Origin of the sequence: Helicobacter burdigaliensis (assembly GCF_003670295.1) — a bacterium.
Taxonomy (GTDB): domain Bacteria; phylum Campylobacterota; class Campylobacteria; order Campylobacterales; family Helicobacteraceae; genus Helicobacter_D; species Helicobacter_D burdigaliensis.
Window position 1 is genome coordinate 12923 of the sequence record NZ_QXJG01000007.1, and the last position, 21735, is coordinate 34657.

Sequence of the window (21735 nt, forward strand, 5' to 3'; positions counted from 1 at the left end):
GGAGTTTTTATGGCAACTGTTATTCGCCTAACAAAAATGGGACGCAAGAAGAAGCCTTTTTATAGAATTGTAGTTACAGATAGTAGAAAAAAAAGAGATGGTGGTTGGATTGAAGCAATTGGTTTTTACAATCCTTTAGCAGAACCTTCTGTGGTGAAGTTTGATGCAGAACGCTTGAAGTATTGGACAAGTGTAGGTGCTAAAATGAGTGAAAGGGTTAAAGCAATTACAAAATAATGGTAGAGGTTTTTATAGAAAAGTATGTCAAAAAAATTGCACTAGAGCCTGAAAAAATACAAGTAAGCAAGGTGCAACTTGATGTGAATTTTTATGAAATACAAATTTATTCATCTACGCAAGATATTGGGCGTCTTATTGGTAAAGATGGCAAGATGATTGGCTCTTTGAAAACTTTGATTTCAGGAGCTAAGGCAAAAGATGGTAGCACTTATCGTGTAGTTGTGAAACCTTATGAAATATGAAGTCCCAAAAAATTGGGTGAGTGTAGCTAAAATCGGTCGGAGTGTTGGACTAAAGGGAGAGTTGTTGCTTCATCTAATGAGCGACTTTCCAGAAAGCATTCAAAAAGATGGGGTTTATTATACACAAAAGGGCGAGGAATTATTTGTAGAAAGCTATAATATTAAGCGATCTTTAGTAAAATTTGTGGGTATAGATTCACAAAATGATGCAAAAAAGCTTACAAATTGTATTCTTTATAGCACACAAGCACAGACAAAAAAGACTTGTAAATTAGAAGAGGGAGAGTTTTTTTGGTTTGATTTAATAGGTGCTAGGGTGATTGAGCAAGGTGAAGTTTTAGGGAGTGTAGAAGATATTGAGCGTATGGGGACAAGTGATTTTTTAAGAGTTTGCACTTCTAAAGAATTGCAAGAACTAAAAATGCCAAATTTTTTTATCATTCCTTTTATGGAGCGTTTTATTATAGAAGTTTTAGAAAAAGAAGGGCTAAAAGAAATCTATACGCGTTTTTGCAAAGATATTTTAGAGAATAGTTAGATGAAATTTACTTTTGTAACATTGTTTCCTGATTTAATGCGTTCTTATTTTAGTGATTCTATTATTTCTCGTGCGATTGCAAAAGGGTTTATTGAGATTTCTTTTGTAAATCCTCGCTCATTTAGTAAAAATAAATACTCTAAAGTGGATGATTATCAAGTAGGCGGTGGAGCTGGTTTGTTGTTAGAGCCACAAAGTATTGGTGATTGTTTGGAGTTTTTGTTACAAAAAGAACCCAAAAGCCATATTGTTTTTTTAACCCCTTGTGCTAAACAATTTAATCACAAGGATTCTAGACGCCTTGCTCTTAAAGAAAATATTATTTTTGTATGCGGGCGTTATGAGGGTTTTGATGAACGCCTTATTGAGTTGTATGCTAGTGAGGTTTTTAGCATAGGAGATTTTGTGATGACAGGTGGAGAACTAGCTGCACTTTGTTTGTGCGATAGTATCTCTAGGAATTTAAAGGGAGTTTTAGGGAATATGGATTCGCTAAGGGGCGAGAGTTTTGAAGATTCTTTGCTAGAAGCACCTAATTTTGTAAAACCTTATGAATTTAAAGGACTTTTTGTGCCTTCAGTATATTCAAAGGGTAATCACGCTATAATCTGCGACTTTAAAAAACAGGTAGCAGAGGCAAAGACTAAGTTTCATAGACCCGACCTCTATCTAACTAAAAGGTTAAACAAATGAGAAATAAGTATATTCAGCATTTTGAAGATGCACAAATTTCTGGCAAAGAGATACCAAGTTTTAAAGCAGGGGATACTCTAAAAATAGGTATTAGAATTTCTGAGGGCGATAAAACAAGAATTCAAAATTTTGAAGGTGTTTGTATCTCTGTAAGAGGCGTTGGCACAGGTAAAACTTTCACAATTAGAAAAATCGGTGCAAATGGTATTGGAGTGGAGAGAATTTTCCCAATCTATTCTGAAAGCATTGAGAGTATCAAGGTTTTAAAAGTAGGTCGTGTGCGTAGAGCAAAACTTTATTATTTGCGTGGAAGAAGCGGAAAATCTGCTAGAATTAAGGAAGTTAGAAAATAACTTCATAGGCACTTTAAGTGCCATTTATTTAATCTTCTTCTTAAGTTTATCTAGTATATTTATCTATTTTATAAGCATTAAATATCTTATGAAAATAGGATAAGATAGAGTAAAACTTTAAGTAAATTCATAAAATATTTAATCTGGATTGACTTTTTGGTGATAAAATAGATATTGCAGTCAAATACCTCTGATGGCATTCTTTAAGGATTGATTTTAAATCTTTAAGAACAATAAAATCAAAATGAATTTTTTGGTATAATCTTATTTTTTAAGATTTTTTATAAGGTAGAAAATGTTTTGCAAAGACTATTTGGCACTTATTCCTAAACTTGTTGAATTTTTACGCGATGAGGTAACAAAAAGGGGATTTTCATCGGTTGTTTTGGGACTTAGTGGTGGAATAGATTCTGCAGTAGTAGCACTTTTGTGTAAAAAAGCTTTTCCTAACTCCACACATACTCTTTTAATGCCTTCTTTTAGCTCTTCTAAAAGTAGCGTAAAGGACGCAGAAGAGCTTTGCAAAGAATTTAGGATTCCTTATGATATTGTTTTTTTAGAGGATATGCAAAAATCTTTTATGAATGCTTTACAAATTCCCCATTCCTCTTTGATGCGTATAGGAAATTTGAGTGCAAGGCTTAGAATGGTGTGCCTTTATGATTATTCTTTTGCAAACTCTGCATTGGTGATTGGAACGAGCAATAAAAGTGAATTGAAACTGGGATATGGCACTATTTATGGGGATTTAGCGAGTGCTATTAATCCTATTGGAGATTTTTATAAAAGTGAGATTTACTCTCTTGCAAAATATTTAGAAGTGCCACAAAGTATTATGCAAAAAGCTCCTAGTGCAGATTTATACGAGGGACAAAGCGATGAAAAAGAGCTTGGATATTCTTATGAAGAGCTTGATAAAGTTATGTTTCTTTTAGAAAAGGATTTGCAAGAAGAAGCTATTTTAAAAGAGGATTGTTCTAAGGAGGTCTTAGAGTTTGTTAAGACGCGCATGCAAAAGATGCACTTTAAACAAGAAATGCCGCTTATAGCGAGATTTTAAAGGAGCTTTATGCGAAATATTCCCTATTTTATACCCGATATTACTAATGCTGAACAAGAGGCGATTAAAGAGGTTTTAGAATATCCTAGTCAAAATTTGGTGCCAAGCTTTGAAGAAAGTTTTAAAAGATATATTGGCACAGAATATGCGATTTCTACAAATAGTGGTACGGCGGCTTTTCATCTTTGTTTATTTGCAATGGATTTAAAAAGAGGGGATAAAATCATTTGTTCTGTGAATTGCCATCCGATGTTTCCAGAAATGATTCGCCATTTTGATGCAGAACCTATTTTTGTGGATATTGATGAGGATACTTTTTTGCTTTCTTTGAAGAAATGTCAAGAAGCCATTGAAGCAAATAAAAGTAAAAAATTGCGTGCGATTATCCTAAGCCATACAGCAGGACAAGCTTGTGAGTTGGAATCTTTTTTAGAAATCGCCAAAACATACCAGCTTAAAATTATTGAAGATGCTACAATGGCTTTGGGGCTTAGTTATAAAGGTGCTAAAATAGGGAGTAATAAGGAGATTTATGCTTCTATTTTTAGTGTGGTTTTGGATTCTCCTATGCCGGTTGCTCAAGCAGGATTTTTGGCAACTTGCAATGAAGAGTTAGCTAAAAGAGCTATTTTATTACGCTATCATGGGATTGTGAGTGAGAAAGTTACAAGTGTGCGTCCGCAATATCTTTATGATGTTGTGGGTTTGGGAAACAAATATAATCTTAGTATGCTTGATGTTGCACTTTGTGCTAGTCAGCTCAATAGAATAGATGATATTGTGCAAAAGCGTAAAGTTTTAGCAGAGTTTTATCACAAAGAGTTAAAATCTATCCCCCATATTAGTCCTCCTATTGTTGCAAATGAGCATATTTATTGTCATTTTATTATTAAAGTGGAAAAAAATCGTGATGATTTTGCTAGGGAAATGAAAAGCGAGGGGATTGAAACGGGATTACATTTTGTGCCTTTGCATCTATTGAGCTATTATAAAAATAAATATAAGTTAAAAATCAATGATTTTCCTATTGCCCTTAAAAATTATCAAAAAATTTTGAGTTTGCCTATTTATAGTGCAATGAAGGAAGATGATTTAGAATATGTAATTCATACAATTAAGAATATTATGAGAAAGAGAGGATAATTTTGCGAGCCATTGAAAGATATTTTTATGCACCCAGTGTATTGCAAAAATTGTTGGCAATTTGTTTGTTGCCTGTTAGTCTTATTTATGCAGTCATTGCAACTATAAAGCGTAAAGTTGCTGTTTATGAAGACTTTGGAGTGCCTATTGTGAGCGTAGGGAATCTTGTTTTGGGCGGTAGCGGTAAAAGTCCTTTTATTATGGAGATTGCTAAAGATTATGAGAATGCTTTTGTGATTTTAAGAGGTTATGGGCGTAAGAGCAAAGGATTAAAAGTTGTAAGCGTAAAAGGGGAGATTAAAGAAGATGTAATAAAAGCAGGTGATGAAGCATTAATGATTGCAAAAGCATTGCCTAAGGCCTCTGTGATTGTGTGTAAAAAAAGAAAAGAAGCAATCTTAAAAGCAAAAGAAATGGGTGCTAGGGTGATTTTTTTAGACGATGGATTTAGATTTAATTTTAAAAAATTAAATATTATTTTAAAGCCAAAATTAGAGCCTTATTTTAGTTTTTGTGTGCCAAGTGGAGGTTATAGAGAGCTTAAGAGTGCATATAAAGAGGCAGATATTTTAGCAAGTGAAGGGATAGATTACAAAAGGGAAGTAAAAGTTTTAGATAAAACAGAGCGCATGTTTCTTTTGACAGCTATTGCAAATCCCTCACGCTTAGAGGAGTATTTGCCAAGTGTTGTAGGAAAAATGACTTTAAAAGATCATAGTTATTTTCCTAAGGATAAAATTTTAGAAGAATATAAAAAAGTAAATGCCACTTCTTTACTTGTAACCCCAAAGGATGCCGTGAAGTTAGGAGATTTTGGACTGCCTTTGTCTATTTTATCTTTGGAGCTTGTGATTAAAGATGAAATTAAAGAGAAGATTAAAAAATATATAGAGGCTTCTTGATAGATATTTGGCAAAATCTTCATAGAATCTTCATAAAATCATTTTATAATTACATCACAAGATAAGCCAAAGCTTATCAAATCTTAAACACAAAGGATAAACAATGAGAAGTTTAAAAGTTTTAGCAAGTGTATTTGTAGCGGGTGCAATAATGAGTAGTCTGGCTTTAGCAGATTATGATTTTGATGTGCATGGGCAAATCTCAAAAGTAGATAATAAAAATAAAACGATTACTCTTGCTTCTCCTAATGGGCAAGAGCTTATTATTAAAATCTTGCCTTATACAGAGATTAAAGGTGATGATTGTGGAGCGTTTGGGCAAGATACTTATGGTAGTTTCAAAGATCTAAGTGTAGGTAAATATATCCAAGTAGAAGCAGTTCCTTATGGAGGATATAATGCTTATAATCAAAGCAATGCTCAAGCAATTAATCCACAAACAGGATTGCCTAATAATGGTGAGCTTGTGGCAAAAGAAGTAGAATGGAAATGTATGCCTAGAGCATATTAAGATAAAGCCTTTTAGCAAACTTGCGTATAAATGCAAGTTTGTTTTTTTGGTTTAAGATTAATATTTATAGATTATTTTCCAAAGCCATTTTGGCTTCTTTTATGATTTCTTCATCATTTGCTAAATTAATCCAGCTAAATTGCTTTCCACTTTGTTGTTCCCCGCTTAATAAATCCCCACTATTTCTAAACTCTAAATCCATTTTAGCAATTTCAAAGCCATTTTGTATTTGCACGAATCGTTTTAAGCGTTCATTATTTTCTTGATTGGTGTATAAAAAGCAATATCCCTCTAATCCATTGCGACTTACTCTGCCTCTTAATTGATGGAGAGTGGCAAGCCCTAAGCGTTCAGCCCCTACAATGATGATAGTGGAGAGCTTGGGTAAAGAAATCCCTACCTCAATAATCGTAGTGGCTAGTAAAATATTTCCCTTATCTCTAAAGTTTTCTAAAATGCTTTCTTTTTGCTTATCTTTACCATGTGTAACATAAACACCACTAAAATGCTTCCTCCAAAATTCTTCCCCTTCTTTTAGAGAAATATAATCTAGTTTTTCACTCTCTTCTACTAAAGGATATACAATGATGATTTGATGTTGCAAGGAGATTTCTTTTTGAATATGGGCTAGAAGTTCTTTAAAATCGCTTTTATGAATTACTCTTGATTTTATATTTTTTTTAAAGGGTAAATCTAAAATAAAACTAAAATCTAAAAAATTAGATTCAATCATTGCAAAAGTTCTAGGTATAGGAGTGGCTGAAAATTGCAAAATATGTGGTCTTTTACCATTTTTTTCAAACATACGCTCTAGAGTGTTTCTTTGTGCAGTGCCAAAACGATGTTGCTCATCAATCATCACCAATTGACAATCTTTTAGCTCTTCCTCATATAAAAGTGCATGCGTTCCTATGATAAACTCGCATTCTTTTAAATCTCCCACTTTGTCATTTTGCATAAAAAGTGCAACTTTAATGTTGGGGGGTAAAAATTTCTTACTTTCTTCAAAAATTTGTTTAGCTAGAATGGATGTTGGTGCCATAAGAACGCTTTTTTTAGGATATGCCATCATCACTGAAGCAAAAATCACCATAGTCTTACCACAACCTACATCACCTACAATCACGCGTCTAGCAGCTTTAGTGCTATTTAGAGATTTTTGAATCTCGCAAATTGCTTCTTGTTGTCCTTTAGTAAGGCTAAAGGGAAGAGAATGAAACCAAGAATCTATTTTGCCATTTAAGGCGCTAATGCTTTGAAATTCTCTTTTTTTAGAGCGGAGCTTTCGCATATATTCATAAATTTCTACAAACTTTAAAGCTTCTAAATTTTTTTTAGGAAAACCTCCATTTTGCAAATAGCGTTTATAAAACTCTAAAGTGGGGCAAAAAATCTCTAAAATCCCCTCTAAATAAACCCTCTTAACTGCAGGATAAGCCTCTATAAATTGCTCTAAAGTAAAAGTAGACACCATATTCTTTAGCATTAGGGTTTTGGCGCCTTTGGTGTTAAAATTAGGTGCAACCTTTCCATTTTCTTTTAAAACTTTGGGTTGTAAAATGCTTAAAAATCCTGCATTTTTTTGTAATTTTCCGCTAACAATTAGTTTCTCCCCCTCTTTAAAAATAGCTTTATGATAGGGCTTTGCGTTGAAAATTATAAGCTCTGCTTCTTTATTAAAAAAGGGTAAATCCACCAAAACTTTTGCAACTTTAAAAGAGCTAAATCTTAGCACCTCTACTTCCACAACTACTTGAGTATTAGGCACTAATGCATCGCTTAAAATACTATTAGTGTAATCTTTAGGAGTATAAGCAAGCACAAATTCAAAAAGATTCTTACAATCTACTTTTTGTATTTGCTCTTGTAATTCCAAAATCAATCTGCACTTATGATAGAAAAAGTTAAATTTTTAATTTCTTGATGCTCTTTAATATAATCATTTACTTCTTTTAGGCTCAAAGCTTTAATTTCTTGTAAAACTAGAGAATCAAACTCTAAGGGTAGATTTTTATAATAATTACTAAAACTTGCATTTAGCCTTTGGGAGAGGGTTTCATTTCTTAAAGGTTCGCTTCCTAAAAGATAAGCTTTTGCTTCATCGAGTTCTTTTTGTGTGATTCCTTTTTCTAAAAATGTATCCACAACTTCTTGAACGATTTTTTGTGCTTCTTTTTCGTTTTTAAGGCTTGTTTGTAGGTATCCTGTTGCATAAGATAGGGTTTTACCTGTTACTAATCTCATATAAGCTGAATATGCTAAGCCTCTTTTTACGCGAATCTCTTCCATAATGCGACTACCAAAACCGCTTCCGCCTAGCACAAAAGAGGCTACTTTAGCTTTTGCAATCTCTTCTTTAAGATCTTTTATGTAAAAGGGTGCTCCAAAATAGATATAGGCTTGTTTTGTATCTTTTAGTTGTCTTTTTTGCTCTTTAGTTTTATTAGCTTGGATAGGAGAAATCTTTACCTCTTTGCCATTAGGAATTTTGCTAAGCACTTCTTTAAGGGATTTTTCTAGCTCTAAAAATTCTAAATCACCCCCCACTACAATAATAGTAGATTTTAGTTGTATATGATTTTTATAAAAATCTTCCACTTCTTTTAAAGAGATTTTTGCAATGCTTTCTTTAGTTCCACTAGATGGAAATTCTAAAGGAGAACCTTTAAAAAGCATAGAGCTTAAAGCACGACTTGCTTGATAGTCAAAATCATTTTCTTTTTCTAAAAGGGATACAAGGGAGTTTTCCTTAACCTTAGTCAGTGCATTTTGCGTAAAGTTTGGATCTTGCATTAAGTCTTTTAGATATTCTATACCTTTTTTGTGTTCACTACTCATTCCACTTAGAATAAAACTCATCGTTTCAAACCCGCTTTCTACACTTAGATTAAGTGCTTTTTGCTCGAGCTTTTCAGCAAATTTAGTAACACCTAATTTTTTTGTTCCTTCATTTAAAAGAGAACTAGTAATATCAGATAATCCATAGCTTTTTTGATCACTGACGCTCCCAGCACCTTTAAAGATAATTTGTAGATAGAATAGGGGCAAATTACTCTGTTTTTCATAAATTACAGGGATATTTACTCCATTTACTTGTATATGTCTTAACTCTGTTGCCATTAACATTCCTCCAAAACATAAAAACATTAAAAGAAATTTTTTCATTCAAAACGCTCCAAAATATCATAAGCTGTATTGCGTTTAGCAGGTATCTCGCCAATATCTTTGATGAGGCTTATCATCTCTTTTTCATTCATAGAGTTTCTAGCTCCAGCTGCTGCTACGACATTTTCTTCCATCATAGTACTACCAAGATCATTTGCGCCAAAAAGCAAGGCAAGTTGTCCTATGTATGAACCTTGTGTTACCCAACTGCTTTGAATATTTTGAAAATTATCCAAAAAGATTCTACTGCAAGCAAGTAGTCTTAAATAACGATTTGAAGAAGCTTTATGCAAGTTTGGCATTTCCTTTTGCAAAGGTGTAAAAGCAGGTTGAAAACTCCACAAAATAAATGCTCTAAAGCCATTTGTTTCATCTTGAAGAGTTCTGATTCTCTCCCAATGCTCTACAATATCCTTATCATTTTCTACGCTTCCAAACATCATAGTAGCCGTGCTTCTAATGCCTAGCTTATGAGCCTCCCTATGCACTTCTATCCATTCATCACTATCTAGTTTTTTAGGAGCTATCACATCACGCACACTATCACTTAGTATTTCAGCTCCAGCTCCAGGGATTGAAGAAAGTCCGCATTTTTGAAGCCTGCTTAAAACCTCGCTAATAGAAATTTTAGAAATTTTAGCAATATAATTAATCTCAATAGCTGAAAATCCATGGATTGTAATTTGTGGATATTTTTTAGCTATGTGGCTTACTAAATCTTCATACCATTCAATTTTTAGGCTTGGATGCACACCGCCTTGAAAAAGGATTTGCGTCCCACCTATACTTAAAAGCTCTTCAATTTTTTTATCAATTTCTTCAAAACTTAAAATATAAGTTCCCTCTTCATTTACCCTTCTTTTAAAAGCACAAAATTTACAATCCACCCAACAAATATTTGTATAATTGATATTTCTATCCACTACAAAAGTCGTAAGATTGTCAGGGTGAAGTGTTTGCTTAATTTTAAAAGCTCTTTCTCCCAACTCCTTTAAAGAAGCATTTTGCATTAAATCTAAAATCTCCTCACTGCTAATGCGAGGAAGCTTAACATCTACAATCGCTCTATCTTTTTTCATTTTAAAATCTTTGTCCCATTGTAAATTCAAAAGATGAAGTATCATCACCCGGTTTGCTATTCAAAGCTTTAGGAATGATAAAAGTAATCGCACCAATAGGGGAAATCCATTCTAGTGCTACACCCACAGAGCTTCTTTGGATTTGTGTAATATCATTTTCTCCTAAAAGTCCATAATCATAAAATGCACTTACACGCATAGGAACAGTATCAAAAATCCCATAGCTAAGTTCTAGCGTGGTATAAGAAGTTTGCTTACCACCAATTCTAGCCCCTCTTTTGTCACGCGGAGTAATAGAATCGCTTTGGTAACCTCTAATAGAGCTAACCCCACCTAAATAAAATTTCTCATTTATAGGCAAATATCCATTATCTTGTAAAAGTCCTAGTTTAGAGCGGAACCTAAAAACTAAATCCATATCAATGTAATCTTCTAAAGATTTAAAATAATAAAGCGAACCAAAATATTTTAGGAATTTTGCATCTCCGCCCACACCAGCATATTCTACACTAGCACTCGCTTTCCAGCCATTTTTAGGAAAATAATATGAATCTGTATTATCAAAATAAAGTCCAGGAATGATTGAAGACTTAGAATACTGCCCTAAATAATATTGTGAATAAATCGGATTTGTAAATTCAGAAAGTTCGGATTGTTGCCAAGTATAGCCGATGTTTGCTTCTAGTGTGTCTGTGATTCTCCTACCGCCTACGATACTAAAACCTGTTGTAATTTCTCTATAATCATAATCTACATAATCGGTTTGATAAATATCCGTAGAAAGGCTATAATCACTATCAAGCACCGCAGGATTGTAAAGATTTAAACGATAAGAAGTAGAAACTTCACTTTTATCAAAATAAAGTCCAGAAGTTAATCCTGTCCCAAAAATATTTCTATCTTTAATAGAAGCACTTCCCATAATCCCATCATAGCTTCCATAACCCACACCAAAGGTAAATTCACCCGTTTTTGCCTCTTTTACATTTACAAGCAAATCCACTCTTTCTTCATCTACTCTTCTTTCTTGTATATCCACACTATCAAATCCGCCCGAACGCATAATTGCATTTTTAGAACGCGGGATTTTACTCATTTCATATTGATCTCCCGGTGCTAAAAGCACATTTCTTCTAATAACTCTATCTAAAGTTTTAGAGTTTCCAGAGATAATTACATCGTTGATTTTTACTTTTTTGCCCGGTTGGACATAATAGATGATTCTAACTGTGGAATCTTCGGCATTTTTATCTAAATCAGGAGTAACTCTAGCAAAAGCATATCCTAAATCCCCGATTTTAAATTTGATACTCTCCGCATCTTTTCGCATTGTGTTGATGTTAAAAGTTTTGTTGTCTTTGGATTTTACTAAGTCATATAGTTCTTTTTCATCAATTACAGGTTCTTCTAAGACAATATCAATCCCCATAACTTTATAAGGCTTGCCCTCTTCAATATAATAATCAAGTTCAGCATTATAAGTAGTAAAATCCGTTCTTAAAAAGGGTTTGCTAACCTTTGCATCTAAATAACCCTTTTGCATATATAAATCTTGGATTCTTAAAGAATCTGTTTCAATTTCAGAAATTTGGAGTTTTCCGCTATTAAATCCCCACATCCAGCCTAAAAACTCTCGCTCTTTATTAGCAGTAAAAGCTTCAATCCTAGAAACTTTTAAATTTTCTCTTCCATAATAGTTTGCTTTTCTTATGATAATCTCTTCACCTTGATTAACTTCTAAAGTGAGCTTTAGGGCATTAGGACCGATTTCTTCTGTTTTGGTTTCAATGATAGTGTCATAATAGCCTTTGGTTTCTAGTAAGCTCATAATACGCTTTTTGGCTTCATTTACTTTCATTTCATCATAAACATCGCCTTTTTTAAGCCCCACTTCTTTATCAAGAACTTCTTGTTCTTTTCCGGCACCATATCCGCTAATCACTAAACTTGCAATTACGGGTTTTTCTACAAAATGAAAGGTTAAAACCCCTGCATCTTCTAGCACCCAAATATCTTTAAAATAGCCTTGTTGATAAAAATCTAAAATTGCTTGATTGACTTGCCTTATATCAATGGCTTCTCCGGTTTTAATCTTTGCTATTTCATTTGCAATTAAGGGGGAAATGTAATTTAACCCCTCATAACGCACTTCTTTGATAATGGGTAAAGGAGCAGCCATTAACCCATTTAAATACATACCAAAAACTGCCGATGATAACAATACTTTTGACAAAAATCTCATTCTTTTTAAGCCTTCTTTAGGGATTATGGAAATAAAAATTTTTTGATTATACAATTTTAGAGATTAAAGCTAACAAAACTAAAGCTAAATATCAATATAATTTTTAAAAATTTTACAAAAAAAGGGTAAAAATGCAAGCAGGTATTATTGGACTTGGATTAATTGGTGGTAGTTTGGGATTGGCACTCAAAGAAATAGGAATGTTTAAAAAAATACTAGGTTTAGATTTAAGTGAGATTCATCTCCAGCAAGCTCTTTCTTTGGGTTTAGTGGATGAGGGGGCGAGCTTAGAAGAGATTAAAGAATGTGATGTGATTTTCCTCGCTACTCCTGTGGAAGCGATTTTAGAGATTTTACCACAACTAAAAGGTGTTCCAAACCACACAACAATCATTGATCTTGGAAGCACAAAATATCTTATTTCACAAAATATTCCCCAAGAAATTAGAAAAAATTTCATTTGTGCCCACCCTATGAGCGGAACGGAAAATTTTGGCCCAAAGGCTGCTTTTAAGGAGCTTTTGCCACATCATATTGTGGTTTTAACCGATTTAGAACAAAGTGGGGAATTTCAAGTAGCAATGGCAAAAGAAATTTTTGTAGCCTTAAAGATGAATATTATTAAAATGGATTCAAAATCCCATGATATTCATGCAGCTTTTATTAGTCATCTTCCACATATTATTAGCTATGCACTTGCAAATACTGTGCTTTCGCAAAAAAATCCAAAGGATATTTTAGCGCTTGCTGGAGGAGGTTTTAAAAGTATGGTAAGAATCGCTAAGAGTTCTCCTAGAATGTGGAGCGATATTTCTAAGCAAAATAGAGAAGAGCTTTTAAAATCTTTAGAGTTTTTTAAAAGAGAATTAGAAGATGCAAAAGAGCTTATACAAAAGGAACAATGGGAAGAATTAGAAAAATGGATGGCACAAGCAAATTCACTTTATGAGATTTTCTAAAATTATTTTTAAAAATAGAGATTTGTGAAAATTTGCTATAATTTGACTTTTGCAACAATAAGGAGTTTTAATGCAAAAAGTTTCTAAGATAGCAGGTTTTCTACCTTTTTTGGTTGTAACTTTTATCAATGCTTTTATTGATCTTGGGCATAAAGTATTGATACTGAATGTAATTTATAAATCTTTTTCTCAAAGTGAGCATTTGATTTATAACTCTCTAGCCAATGTGCTTTTGATTTTGCCTTTTGTGTTACTTTTTTCTCCTTCTGGATTTTTAAGTGATAAATTTCCTAAAAACCAAATTTTAAAATTAGGTGCTTTTGTTAATGTAATTTTACTAGGCGTGATTGCATTTTTTTATTATATTGGCTTTTTTTGGGGGGCTTTTTTTATGACTTTTTTAATGGGAGCACAAGCTGCCATTTACTCTCCTGCAAAATATGGCTATATTAAGGAATTAGTAGGTAAGGAAAATTTAACTTTAGGCAATGGTATTATTCAAGCAACTGCTATTATTTCTATGCTTTGTGGAATGATTTTTTTCTCTATTTTATTTGAGCATAGCTATCAAAATGTAACCAATCCTAACCAAATCGTGCAAGATATGTTTTGGCTTGGAGGTTTGTTATGTGTTTTTTCTCTAATAGAATTCCTTTTAAGCTTTAAGCTTCCAACTCTGCAAGCTACGACAAATGCTACTTTTGATAAAACAAAGTATCTTAGTGGGGGTTTATTAACACAAAATTTAAAAACTATCGCAAAACATCAAATGGTATTTATGTCTGTGCTATTTATTGCTGTGTTTTGGGCAATCGCACAGCTTGTAACAAATATCTTCCCAGTGTATGCTAAAAATGTCTTATTTTTAAGCGATACAAGCTATGTAAATGCCATTATCGCAAGTTCTGGGATAGGTATCATAGTGGGTTCTATGGTAGCTGGAAATTATTCTAAAAACTATATTGAAACAGGGCTTATTCCGCTAGGTGCTTGTATTATGTTTTTAGTGCTTTTTAGCTTTAGTTTTTTTAGCTCTCCTTTTGCTGTGGGATTTTTATTTTTTCTCTTTGGATTAGGGGGTGCGCTTTATATCGTGCCACTCAATGCCCTTATGCAGTTTCATGCAGATGATAAGGAGCTAGGAGTTACACTTGCTGGAAACAACTTTATCCAAAATATAGGAATGTTACTTTCTTTGGCACTTGCTACTCTTTTTGGAGTTTATAAGTTAGAAGTTACTTATCTTGTATATTTAAGTGCATTTTTTAGTTTTATTGCTATGATTTACATGGTTAAAACTATGCCTTTTTCGCTTGTGAGAGTGCTTGTCTCTATGGCGTTATTACAGCGTTACAAACTGATTGTAGAGGGTTTTAACAATATTCCACAAAAGGGTGGAATATTACTACTTGGAAACCATATATCTTTTATTGATTGGGCGATTGTGCAAATGGCACTTCCTAAAAAAGTGCATTTTGTGATGGAGAGAAGTATTTATTCAAAATGGTATATTAAAATCTTTTTAGATTTTTTTGGTGTGATTCCTGTATCTTCTTTAGCAAGTCGTGGAGCAATAGAGCAAATCCAAAATCATTTAAGAAATGGCGATGTTGTATGCCTATTTCCTGAGGGTGTGTTAAGTAGGCATGGACATCTTAATGAGTTTAAGGGTGGATTTGAAAAAATTGCAGAGGGTGTAGAAGAGGACAAGGCTATTATTTTACCCTTTTATATACGCGGTATGTGGGGAAGTATCTTCTCGCGCAGTAATGAACAATTTAGAGAGCGTAAAAAAAGCTTTACAAAACGCCAAATAAGCATAGCATTTGGTGCTCCTATGCCATTGCATTCCCATAAAGATAAAGTAAAAGCAAAAGTTTTTGAAATGGGCTTTAAAGCTTGGGAGCATCAATGTGCAATTTCGCAAACTTTGGCAAATGCGTTTATTGATAGTGCAAAACGCTGTGGAGGGGATATTGCCCTTGTGGATACGCAAAGTGGGAGTATTTCATATAGAAAGCTTTTAGTGGTTGCTTTAATGCTTTCTTCTAAAATCAAAAAATTGCAATTTAAACCCTTAGCCAAAGTTCAAGATTCTTGCACCCTAAAAAAAGATTGTGTGGGGATAATGCTTCCTGCAACTTTGGCAAGTGTGCTTTGTAATTTTGCTAGTTTGCTTGCTTCTAAAGTTGTGGTAAATCTGAACTTCACAGCCGATAGCTCTGCGATAAGTTCTGCAATAGAATCTGCAAATATTACGCATATCTATACTTCAAAACGCTTTATGCAAAAGCTAGAAAATAAAGGGGTTAAATTTGATTTTAGTGGAGTAGAATTGCATTTTATAGAGGATTTTATCAATGATTTAAAGAGCAAAAAATTAAATTTAGCTCTTTATTTTTTAGTCTCCTTTTTTCCTGCATTTTTACTTAAAATATTTTTTGTTAAAAATGAGCCAAATACTTCTGTGAGTGCGATTTTATTTAGCAGTGGGAGCGAGGGCAAACCAAAAGGCGTTATGCTAAGTCATCTTAATATTATGAGTAATATTTATCAAATTGCAGATGTTTTACATGCAAAAAATGATGATTGCATTCTAGCTTCTTTACCGCCTTTTCACGCATTTGGGCTTACCGTTACTACTTTTATGCCACTTTTAGAAAATATGCAGTGCATTACCCATGCAGATCCTACTGACTGCATAGGAGTAGCAAAAGCTATCGCGCAAAATAGAGTTACAATTATGTGTGCTACTTCTACTTTGCTTGGGATTTATGCAAGGAATCCAAAAGTGGATAGAGTGATGTTTGAAAGCATAAGAATCGTAGTTGCAGGTGCTGAAAAATTAAAAAATGAAGTTAAAGAAAGCTTTATGCTTAAATTTAATAAGCCTATTTATGAGGGTTATGGAGCCACTGAAACCACACCAGTTGCTAGTGTGAATCTTCCTGATGCGTTTGATCCTGTGTATTGGCAAGTGCATAAGGCAAGCAAAGAGGGGAGTGTGGGTATGCCACTGCCTGGAACTGCAGTTAGGATTGTGGATTATGATACATTAAAAGAGCTAGAAACGAATGAGCAAGGCTTAATTTTAATAGGTGGACATCAAGTAATGGTGGGTTATTTAAACGATGAAGCTAAAACCAAAGATGTGATTGTAATGCTAGATGGGATTAGATGGTATAAAAGTGGGGATAAGGGCTATTTAGATGCGGATGGATTTTTGCATATTACCGATCGTTATTCACGCTTTGCAAAAATCGGAGGGGAGATGATAAGTCTCTCAAGCGTAGAAGAAGAGATTGCAACCACGCTAAAATCTTATGATTTTAGCAATGAAATAAAATTTTGTGCCACATCTTTAGAGGATTCTAAAAAAGGAGAAAAAATAGTTTTATTGTTTGAATGTAAAAGTGATGAGGTTTGTCAAAAGGCAATAGAGGCTATTAAAAAAAGTGATATTGCAGCCCTAAAAAAACCTAGTAACTATTATAAAGTAGAAGCAATACCAGTTTTAGGAAGTGGAAAAGTGGATTTAAAATCTTCTAAAGAATTAGCCAAAAATCTAGCAAGCCAAAATGCTTAAAGGCTGATGGCATTGCTAGAGTTTAAAAGAGCTTCTAGAGTATCTTTGGCATTTCCTACTTTGCCTACTTGTAATTTATCCATTACTTCAAGGCTTTCTAGGCAAGTTTGACAAGAATAGATTTTAATTCCTAAATTTTCTAAATCTTTTAGAATTTTGATGGAATCTTCATTTGTTGTAGCAAGTAAAACACCGCGATTAAGTAAAAAAATAGAGCTTGGAAGTGTAGCGCAAGATTTCAAAGTGGATAAAAATCCTAAGATTAACTTGCTTCCAAGTTCGCTTCTTTCTCCTATTACATCATCTTTAATCAATAAAGTTTTGTCATTCATTTTTGACCTTTTTTGTAAAAATTTAAAAAGTAATTTTAAAAAAGCAAAATAAAAATATTTCTTAAAGTTTATAAATTAAGTTTTGCAAATAAGGGATAGGATAAAGCTAGTTTAGGAAAATAAAGAAAATTTACAAAGTTTAGAAAGTTTTAACCCTTAAGATTGCTACCTATAAAATCTCTTTTTAAATTTTTACAGCATTCAAACACGCTAAAGCTCCCTGCTGCTGGATCTAACACTATATCTCCCTCTTTAGTGCAAGATTCTATTAAGGCACTTTGCAATCCTTTTGGCTTAGAATGGGGGTGGAGCTTTAGCTCATTTTGGGGGATCTTTTCGCTCCATACATCGCGGATATTATGGAGTTTCCAAGTCTCTTTTGCTTTTAGGGGCTTTTTTTGTAGGATAAGTAAATATTCGCTTTGTCGCCTTGTGCGATAGCCCATACCCATTTTTCCTTTATCCCAAGTGATTAAATCCACAATTTGTAATTGTGTGCCACAAAGCCAAGAATTTACCCCCTCGCATAGATGAAACTTATCCACCCATAGCATTAAATACGCACTTTTTTTAAGGGTGCGATCAATCTCTTTGATAAAATTTATTATGGTTTCTTCGCTCATTTGCACGAGCTTCGCTCTTCCTTTTTGGCGTTCCCCCTCATTGCCATAATTAAGTTTTTCTAGCACACCTCGATATTGTGGATCAAAAAAGCATAGTGCAATCGTGTTATTTTCTATTTTTTTTAAAAGCTCTAACCCGCAAATATTGAGGTTTTTGTTAAGCAAATTTGCTTTGTAAATCACTACCCAAACACCCTCTTAAAGATAGAATCTACATTTTTAGTATAGTAGCTAAATTCAAAACATTCTTTTATAGCCTCTTCTCCGATAATGCTAACAAGATCGCTATCACTTAATAAATGTTGCAAATACAAGCTCTCACCCTTTTCATTCACCACAGCTTTGCCTTCTTGCAAATCAGCCCATACTTTCATCGCATTTCTTTGCACAATTTTATAAGCTTCTTCTCTTTTTACACCTTTTTTGGGAAGTTCTAGCAAGATTCTTTGAGAGAAGACTAGCCCACCGGTTAGATTTAGGTTTTTCATCATATTTTTAGGATATACGACAAGGTTTTTGATGAGGTTTGTAAGACGCACAAGCATAAAATCACTTGTAATAAAGCTATCTGGCAAGATAAATCTCTCCACGCTAGAGTGGCTAATATCCCTTTCATGCCAAAGAGCAACATTTTCCATAGCAGGAAGTGCAAAAGATCTTATCATCCTGCAAAGCCCTGTGATATTTTCACTTAGCACGGGATTTCTTTTGTGTGGCATAGCAGAGCTTCCCTTTTGCCCCTCGCTAAAATACTCTTCTGCTTCATACACTTCTGTTCTTTGCATATGGCGGATTTGCACGGCAAACTTCTCACAACTGCTTGCTAAAAGTGCTAAATCACTCATAAGCCTAGCATAGCGATCTCTTTGTATTACTTGATTGCTAGCTGGAGCTGCTTTTAGCCCTAGATTTTCACACACTAGCTCTTCAAGCTCTATTGGAGTATGGGCTAGATTTCCCATAGCACCGCTTAGTTGTCCCACAGATATTACTTCCATTGTAGATTCTAAAGCCTTTTCGTGGCGTGAGATCTCATCATACCATATGGCTAAAACTAATCCAAAAGTGATAGGCTCTCCATGAATCCCATGACTTCGCCCAACCATAAGCGTATCTTTATGCTCCATTGCACGACTTTTAATCGCTTCTTTTAGCTCTTTAATATCTTGTAAAATAATTTTTAGAGAATCTCTCATCTGCAATGCTACTGCTGTATCAATACAATCGCTTGAAGTAATCCCATAATGAAACCATCTTGATTCTTCCCCTAAAGATTCAGCTACACTTGTGGTAAATGCGATTAAATCATGCTTGGTAACTGCCTCAATTTCATCAATTCTAGCAATATCAAATTTTGCATTTTTGCAAATCTTTTCACAATCGCTATCTGGCACAAGCCCTAGCTTATTCCACCCCCTAACTAATGCCTTTTCAACTTCTAGCCATGCAGAGTATTTAGCATTCATATCCCATAGTTTTTTCATTTCTTCTCTTGCGTATCTTTCAACCATTTTAAACCTTTAAAATAAATTATGCTAGAATAATCTTAGCATAACCCCACTTAAAGCTTGTAAAGATGTCCTATAAAGAAAAAGAATTTCTCATCACAAAGCCGACAAAAGCCTATCAATTTTTAAAAGAAGCTTTAGGGCTTTCTATGGCAGAGGCACAAAAATATATTAATAAAGGCAGAGTGATCTATCAAAATAAAGTCCTGCAAAACAATGAGAAAAATAAAATTTTAGAAAAAAGTGTAAGCGTTTTGCAATTTAGCACAGAATGCAAAGGGCTAAAACCCCTTTTTGTAAATGAGGATTTTGCTATTTTTAATAAGCCCCCTAAAATGCTTATCCACCCTAAAGGGAGATTCACGCATCATAGCTTAATAGATGAGATTAAAGCGACTTTAGGCGAGAGGGCAACTTTAGTGCATAGGATTGATAAAGAAACAAGTGGGCTTGTTTTGGTAGCAAGGGACTATAAAAGAGCAAGCGAGCTTGGAGAACTTTTTATGCAAGGCTTAGTTTTTAAAAAATATCTAGCTTTGGTTAAGGGGGTTATGGAATTTGGAGAGTTTTGCTTCTCCCTTCCGCTTGCTACGCAAAAAAAAGGGTGTGATTTAAGTGTGCGTTCTTTATATCTAGGGCAAAAAGAGGGAATAGAGCTAAATTTTAAAGAAGCAAAAACACATTTTAAAGTATTGCAAACGCATAAAAATACGACACTTTTGGAAGTTTTCCCCATTAGTGGAAGAACACATCAAATAAGAGTGCATCTTTTTGCACTTGGATTTCCCATTTTAGGAGATCCTTTGTATGGTTGTGAAGATGATAAAAGTAGGCTTTATTTGGATAGAGAATTTATACAAGAGGGCTATGAGCCTTTAAGTGATGAAGAGAGAGAAAGATATTTTGGTGCTTTTAGATTAATGCTTCAAGCACAAGAGCTAGGCTTTTGCTATAAGGGTAAAGATTATATTTTTAAGCTAGAGCAAGAATTTTAAAGGAGCAAATATGGCAACTATTTCTACAAAAGGCATTTATGGGCTAGAAGCTTTGTATTATCTAGCACTGCATAAGCAAAAACTCCCCATTGGTTCAAGGACAATGGCAAAGGATTTAAAAATCTCTTGTGCTTATTTGGAGCAAATTTTAATGCTTTTAAAGCAAGGAGGGATATTAGAGGGGATTAAAGGACCCAAAGGGGGCTATAAATTTGCCAAAAATCTTAATGCAATCAAAGTGATTGAAGCTTTAGAGATTTTAGAGCAAAAAAAGCTTAGTTTGGGAAATTCTAAAAATAAAGCCCTAGCAATTTTTTGGGAAGAAATAGATACAAAGATTAAAAGTATTTTAGATTTAAGCTTAGAAGAGCTTATAAAATATGAAGAAAAGTTACAAATAGAAGGAATGTATTTTATATAGGATTATAAGAAAAAGTGGTGGCTTGAGGCGGAATCGAACCACCGACACGGAGATTTTCAGTCTCCTGCTCTACCGACTGAGCTATCAAGCCATTTAAAAAGGGAGATTATATTCATAAATTCTTTAATTTATTCTTAAATTCAAGGCTTTCTTAGTAAAATTATTTGTGTTTTTTCTTGTGTAGTGTAATTTCCCTCTAGAGTATAATTATAAAATAAAGCAAGTTTTAAAAATTCTTCTAGCTCTTGCATTTGTGAGCTCTCTATATAAAGCAAACCTCTATTTTCCAAATTTTTATTAATAATTGCAAAATCTTTTTTGCTTTGGGCTATCCATAACTCTTTGCTAGGGGGTGCAATTTGTGCAAGATTTTCTTTACTCACTCCAAAAAACCAAATTTTTAAGAGATTGTAAGAATAAAATTTCTGTGTCTGCCAAAAAAGTGGATTATAATACACAAGAGTTGTTTTAGCGCCCCCTAAGCTTTCTTCAATCTGTGCTGTATCCTCAATAAAATGAGGAATAAAAGAGTGCAAAATCAAAAGTCTAATGGGATTAATATTTTGATAAATATTTTGATAATACTCTAAAATCTGTTCTTTAACATCAATGCAGTAGGGTTCTTTGTTGTGCATCATTTTTGGGATATTTTCTAAAATTTCTCCTAAAATACTTTTAATCCAAAGATTAATAATATCTTTTGGGGCATCTTCTAAATATAGTCTGAAAGATAAAAATTCACTATAAGTTTTTGGGTTAAGATATTCTAATATGGTTGCATTGGGTGTAAAATTTACAAGTTCAATATTTTTTAATCGGTGTTTTAAGCCTGTAATACTAGGAAAAGAAAAACGCGATTGATAATGGATTTTTACCAAAGGATTGTTAGAATAAATCACGCAAGTTCGTTCATTAGAAGCTAGTTCATAGGCAAAGTCTTCGCAGTTTAATTGATAAATTAAGGCTTTTGCATTTTCATGTATGTTTTTGATAATGCACTCTTCTGCAAGACGCATTTTTTGCACTTCTGTGATTTTTGTTGTTTCTTTTAGCTCCAATATAGCCAAAAATCTCTCCTAATTTTTAAAGTTGATAAGAGAGATTTTAACATATTTGCTTGATTTTTTAAAAGTAAAATGCAAT

Annotated in this window: 21 protein-coding genes and 1 tRNA gene; 13 read left to right on the plus strand and 9 right to left on the minus strand. The window is 33.5% G+C overall.

From position 1 onward, the window contains the following. Window positions 1-9: 9 nt before the first annotated feature. The 9 genes from rpsP to EBF09_RS04120 all read left to right on the plus strand — a co-directional run bounded on the left by rpsP (window position 10) and on the right by EBF09_RS04120 (window position 5682). A complete protein-coding gene (rpsP, locus tag EBF09_RS04080) occupies window positions 10-237 on the plus strand; it encodes a 30S ribosomal protein S16 (RefSeq protein WP_121763865.1) in 228 nt (75 codons plus the stop codon). After that, window positions 237-482: a KH domain-containing protein gene (locus EBF09_RS04085; RefSeq protein WP_121763866.1), complete on the plus strand. Its 246-nt coding sequence runs from the start codon at window positions 237-239 to the stop codon at window positions 480-482. The genes rpsP and EBF09_RS04085 overlap by 1 nt, the downstream gene beginning before the upstream one ends. Next, entirely contained in the window at window positions 472-1020 is a 549-nt protein-coding gene (rimM, locus tag EBF09_RS04090; RefSeq protein WP_121763867.1) for a ribosome maturation factor RimM, read from the plus strand. The genes EBF09_RS04085 and rimM overlap by 11 nt, the downstream gene beginning before the upstream one ends. Then, window positions 1021-1713, plus strand: a complete 693-nt coding sequence (gene trmD / locus EBF09_RS04095; protein WP_121763868.1) for a tRNA (guanosine(37)-N1)-methyltransferase TrmD — start codon at window positions 1021-1023, stop codon at window positions 1711-1713. Continuing rightward, complete coding sequence (gene rplS, locus EBF09_RS04100) at window positions 1710-2066, plus strand: 50S ribosomal protein L19 (protein ID WP_121763869.1); 357 nt, start codon at window positions 1710-1712, stop codon at window positions 2064-2066. The genes trmD and rplS overlap by 4 nt, the downstream gene beginning before the upstream one ends. Before the next feature lie 295 nt (window positions 2067-2361). Then, window positions 2362-3126, plus strand: a complete 765-nt coding sequence (locus EBF09_RS04105) for an NAD+ synthase (protein ID WP_121763870.1) — start codon at window positions 2362-2364, stop codon at window positions 3124-3126. A 9-nt stretch (window positions 3127-3135) separates the two neighbouring features. Beyond that, the gene (locus EBF09_RS04110) at window positions 3136-4269 is read left to right on the plus strand and encodes a DegT/DnrJ/EryC1/StrS family aminotransferase (protein WP_121763871.1); all 1134 of its coding nucleotides are present in this window, start codon (window positions 3136-3138) and stop codon (window positions 4267-4269) included. Between the two features lie 2 nt (window positions 4270-4271). After that, window positions 4272-5171, plus strand: a complete 900-nt coding sequence (locus tag EBF09_RS04115) for a tetraacyldisaccharide 4'-kinase (protein ID WP_121763872.1) — start codon at window positions 4272-4274, stop codon at window positions 5169-5171. Between the two features lie 103 nt (window positions 5172-5274). Then, on the plus strand, window positions 5275-5682 hold the full coding sequence (locus EBF09_RS04120; protein WP_121763873.1) for a hypothetical protein: 408 nt from the start codon (window positions 5275-5277) through the stop codon (window positions 5680-5682). A gap of 64 nt (window positions 5683-5746) precedes the next feature. Here the strand turns inward: EBF09_RS04120 and recG are convergent, their stop codons facing one another. From recG to bamA, 4 genes are read right to left on the minus strand one after another with little or no spacing between them, the layout of a single operon-like run. Next, window positions 5747-7564 carry an ATP-dependent DNA helicase RecG gene (gene recG, locus EBF09_RS04125; protein WP_121763874.1) on the minus strand — a complete coding sequence of 606 codons (1818 nt, stop codon included), beginning with the start codon at window positions 7562-7564 and terminating at the stop codon, window positions 5747-5749. After that, window positions 7561-8847, minus strand: a complete 1287-nt coding sequence (locus tag EBF09_RS04130) for a M16 family metallopeptidase (protein WP_232817651.1) — start codon at window positions 8845-8847, stop codon at window positions 7561-7563. Before EBF09_RS04130 ends, recG begins: the two co-directional genes overlap by 4 nt. Continuing rightward, window positions 8844-9956, minus strand: coding sequence for a dehypoxanthine futalosine cyclase (locus EBF09_RS04135; protein WP_408609806.1), 1113 nt, complete (start codon window positions 9954-9956; stop codon window positions 8844-8846). The genes EBF09_RS04130 and EBF09_RS04135 overlap by 4 nt, the downstream gene beginning before the upstream one ends. Continuing rightward, a complete protein-coding gene (bamA, locus tag EBF09_RS04140) occupies window positions 9928-12168 on the minus strand; it encodes an outer membrane protein assembly factor BamA (RefSeq protein WP_121763876.1) in 2241 nt (746 codons plus the stop codon). The genes EBF09_RS04135 and bamA overlap by 29 nt, the downstream gene beginning before the upstream one ends. Window positions 12169-12299: 131 nt before the next feature. On the opposite strand from bamA, the gene EBF09_RS04145 reads away from it, so the two are divergent. Together EBF09_RS04145 and EBF09_RS04150 are read left to right on the plus strand one after the other, a co-directional pair. Then, complete coding sequence (locus EBF09_RS04145; RefSeq protein ID WP_121763877.1) at window positions 12300-13127, plus strand: prephenate dehydrogenase; 828 nt, start codon at window positions 12300-12302, stop codon at window positions 13125-13127. Between the two features lie 70 nt (window positions 13128-13197). Beyond that, window positions 13198-16713, plus strand: coding sequence for an acyl-[ACP]--phospholipid O-acyltransferase (locus EBF09_RS04150; RefSeq protein WP_121763878.1), 3516 nt, complete (start codon window positions 13198-13200; stop codon window positions 16711-16713). Here EBF09_RS04150 and EBF09_RS04155 read toward each other — a convergent pair. The 3 genes from EBF09_RS04155 to purB form a co-directional block, all read right to left on the minus strand. Continuing rightward, window positions 16710-17045, minus strand: a complete 336-nt coding sequence (locus EBF09_RS04155) for a hypothetical protein (RefSeq protein ID WP_121763879.1) — start codon at window positions 17043-17045, stop codon at window positions 16710-16712. The two genes, EBF09_RS04150 and EBF09_RS04155, sit on opposite strands and share 4 nt — an antisense overlap. A gap of 149 nt (window positions 17046-17194) precedes the next feature. Then, window positions 17195-17851 carry a DNA methyltransferase gene (locus tag EBF09_RS04160; protein WP_232817652.1) on the minus strand — a complete coding sequence of 219 codons (657 nt, stop codon included), beginning with the start codon at window positions 17849-17851 and terminating at the stop codon, window positions 17195-17197. Continuing rightward, window positions 17851-19179, minus strand: coding sequence for an adenylosuccinate lyase (gene purB, locus EBF09_RS04165; protein WP_121763880.1), 1329 nt, complete (start codon window positions 19177-19179; stop codon window positions 17851-17853). Before purB ends, EBF09_RS04160 begins: the two co-directional genes overlap by 1 nt. Window positions 19180-19244: 65 nt before the next feature. Here purB and EBF09_RS04170 point away from each other — a divergent pair, with 65 nt between their 5' ends. Both EBF09_RS04170 and EBF09_RS04175 read left to right on the plus strand, forming a co-directional pair. Continuing rightward, entirely contained in the window at window positions 19245-20171 is a 927-nt protein-coding gene (locus EBF09_RS04170; RefSeq protein WP_121763881.1) for an RluA family pseudouridine synthase, read from the plus strand. A 10-nt stretch (window positions 20172-20181) separates the two neighbouring features. Further along, a complete protein-coding gene (locus EBF09_RS04175; RefSeq protein ID WP_121763882.1) occupies window positions 20182-20592 on the plus strand; it encodes an RrF2 family transcriptional regulator in 411 nt (136 codons plus the stop codon). Between the two features lie 15 nt (window positions 20593-20607). Here the strand turns inward: EBF09_RS04175 and EBF09_RS04180 are convergent. After that, window positions 20608-20683, minus strand: a tRNA-Phe gene (locus EBF09_RS04180). Window positions 20684-20732: 49 nt separating this feature from the next. Further along, the gene (locus EBF09_RS04185; RefSeq protein ID WP_121763883.1) at window positions 20733-21659 is read right to left on the minus strand and encodes a hypothetical protein; all 927 of its coding nucleotides are present in this window, start codon (window positions 21657-21659) and stop codon (window positions 20733-20735) included. Window positions 21660-21735 lie beyond the last annotated feature (76 nt).